We start from the raw sequence: 2,633 nt of genomic DNA on the forward strand, positions 1-2,633 counted from the left end.
ACGAAGCCGCCAGCTTCCACACGTCCACCGCCTCGTTGGACAGCAGCCGGTCCACCTGCTTGATGCCGTGCTTCTGCACCCCGCCTCGCGCCCACGCCAGCGCCTGGCCAATCGCGTGCACCGACAGCGACGCGGCGTGCACCCCGCCCAACGTCGCGTGCGCCAGCGACAGCACTCTCTTGGCGTGCAGGTCCTCCTCGAACAAGCTCTCCAGGAACCTCAGCACCTGCTCTTCGTTGATGGCCACCTTGCGTCCCAGCATGGCTTCTCTTCCTGCGCCCCACCACTCCGCCTCGCACGGGCCTGTCAGGCAGGCGGCTGGCGATCAGCTTGCCGAAATGAGGGGATCTCTCAGCCCTGGGCCCGGACTGGAGGAATGGCCGTCCGGGTGGCTGGGAAACGAGCTGCTCGGCGCGTACCTGCTGCCGACAAGGCATGTCGCTGCCTACAGCATGCCGCTTGTCAATGGGGCGTTCGTCTTGGGTGGAAATGTCTACCGATAGCCACGAATTCTAGCGAGCTTTTGAGGTTGTCAGATCCGATTGGTATGTGGCGGATCGCTGCTGATGCTGGCGGCTGAACCTGGGGGCCACATGAGAGCTTTCGCAATAGCCGTGCTGATGCTGCTGACGGCCGGATGCGCTACGACTCGGGTCGTCAACCTCAACACGGGATACGGCAAGACAATTAGCTACACGCCCATTGAGTCCGACCCTGTCGAGATAGGGCGGGATGCCTTCAAGCAAGCTGTCACGCAGCTTGTGCTCGACATGAAATTAGATGTCGCGTTCAAGGAAGTTGAACGGGATGACCGTCGCTCCCTGCTCGCGTCGAATGGTGGAGTCGTTGACGGCGCTCAAGGGCGAGCCGTCCCGTCGGCCTATGAGCGAATTTGCCAGCGGCAGGACGACCCCAACGGCTGCATGGGGATGCTGGCCGGTGGGCTTACGTTCGGGCCGATGGAACGCCGTATGATGGCGCTCTACTTCGCGCTCGATACGGTCTGGGAAGGCGTCGAGGATGCCATCCGAGACATGGTGAACGGGGCGGCTCTGCGGGCCATGGTGACGACGATGATCGGGACGGCGCTTGTGATGCTCGTCGCGCCTGAGCCAATTACGAAGGTCATTGCAGTTGCGCTAACTGCGTCGCTGATTGCGTATCTCGGCACAGGTCCGGTGTGGAATCTCGGGCAGGGGTTCCTGCGCCTCATGGACGAATCGAGGGACGCCGCGAACGTTTCGGAGCTGGAGCGCGCGGGGCATCGCTTCGGAAAAATCCTTGGAGACAACGGCGCTCGCGTGCTGGTGATCGTCGCCCTGTCGGCGCTCGGCGGCAAGAACGCGATGGCGGCTCAGGGGCCGAGAATGCCGGGCTTCGCTCAGGCGGCGGTCAGGGCAGAGGCAGAAGGGGGCTTCGTGCTTGCCGGCGCGCTGTCGGGAGGGGTCCAGTCGATTTCAATTTCGTCTGCTGGGGTCCTCAACATTGCGCTTGCTCCGACTGCTGTTGCCGCGGTCGCCATGGGCCCCGGCGCTGGTGTGGGGACTCTACCTACCGGGGGAGCTGGGAGCGGCATTCAGGGGGACCCAGATGGGGAGGTACACCACATTTGCACGGACAAGAACGAGGTTTCGTCCGCTTCAGGAGGGCCGTGGACACCTCTATTTGAGAACTTTTTTAAGCAAGCCGATATGAAGATGAGTGATCGTGCCAACCAAGTTCGTATCAGTGGGCACCAGGGACCACATCCCCGTGGGTATCATGAGGAGATCTTTCGGCGCCTCACGTTGGCAATGAAAGGATGCCGAGATGTTGCGCAGTGCCGGGGCGGTTTGACTAGGGAGTTAGGTAGGATTGCGCGGGACCTGACAACGGAGGGAAGTAAGCTGCGAATGCTAATTACGAAGGCTGCTGGGAACTAAGGCATGGTGAGACGCTACTTTGACTTGAAGATCGACGTGTACGTGAAGGGGCGTTGGTATCTCTCAGAACCAACAGACCTTTCGGGTCGACAGATTGACGACATCTGGCAATTTCTTGACGGAAGGAGAATTGCCGACCCAGGGCCGTTATCCATACCGCTTTCCAGGCCCGGCAAGGCGCTCGATATCGACTTTGCCGGCGCAGGTCAGGCTCCAATCGTGAAGGCTTCATCTGCGAATGTGTTTCGTGCTTTGGCGCCCAATGACGTGCAGCTCTTTCCGGTGAAGATTGAGGGACAGGCCGAGCCCTTCTTTCTTCTGAACGTTGCGCGCACGGTTCGCGCCATTGACGACGCGGCATGCGAAGAAGCTCGACGGTGGGCACCGGAAGATGATGAGCCTGAAAAGATTGGTCAGTATCATGTCGTCTCAGGTCTTCGCATAGACAAGGCGAAGGTTGAATCTGAGCGTGTATTTCGTTTATGGGGATGGGCCTCGCCAATCATCATCGACGAAGAAATAAAGGAAGAGCTAGAGCGGGTCGGCGCCTCGGGTGCGCGTTTCGACGAGGTCTGAACCGTCCCCTGAGCCATCCCCTCATATGAAGCCGAGCGCTTCTTTGAAGACAGGGTGCTGGTGGAGGAGTTCGGCGAAGCGCTCGACGAGAGGCCGCAATCGCTCCTCCTTCATCATGGGAATGGCCTGGTAATA

The 2,633-nt window shown here is 60.3% G+C and carries 2 protein-coding genes and 1 pseudogene; 2 read left to right on the forward strand and 1 reads right to left on the reverse strand.

Features of this window, described 5'->3' with window-relative positions:
• A pseudogene (locus D7X99_RS41685) lies at positions 1 to 262 on the reverse strand (IS4 family transposase); the annotation flags it as partial.
• Between the two features lie 331 nt (positions 263 to 593).
• On the opposite strand from D7X99_RS41685, the gene D7X99_RS41690 reads away from it, so the two are divergent.
• Together D7X99_RS41690 and D7X99_RS41695 are read left to right on the forward strand one after the other, a co-directional pair.
• On the forward strand, positions 594 to 1,922 hold the full coding sequence (locus D7X99_RS41690; RefSeq protein ID WP_121782557.1) for an AHH domain-containing protein: 1,329 nt from the start codon (positions 594 to 596) through the stop codon (positions 1,920 to 1,922).
• Between the two features lie 24 nt (positions 1,923 to 1,946).
• A complete protein-coding gene (locus D7X99_RS41695; RefSeq protein WP_306414561.1) occupies positions 1,947 to 2,498 on the forward strand; it encodes a DUF1629 domain-containing protein in 552 nt (183 codons plus the stop codon).
• Positions 2,499 to 2,633: the final 135 nt, after the last annotated feature.

It is taken from the genome of Corallococcus sp. AB032C (assembly GCF_003668935.1).
In the GTDB taxonomy this organism is placed as follows: Bacteria; Myxococcota; Myxococcia; order Myxococcales; family Myxococcaceae; genus Corallococcus; species Corallococcus exiguus.

What these genes read in the sequence shown, in the direction of transcription:
- D7X99_RS41690 (WP_121782557.1), top strand. Translation starts at nt 594, where the DNA reads ATGAGAGCTTTCGCAATAGCCGTGCTGATGCTGCTGACGGCCGGATGC.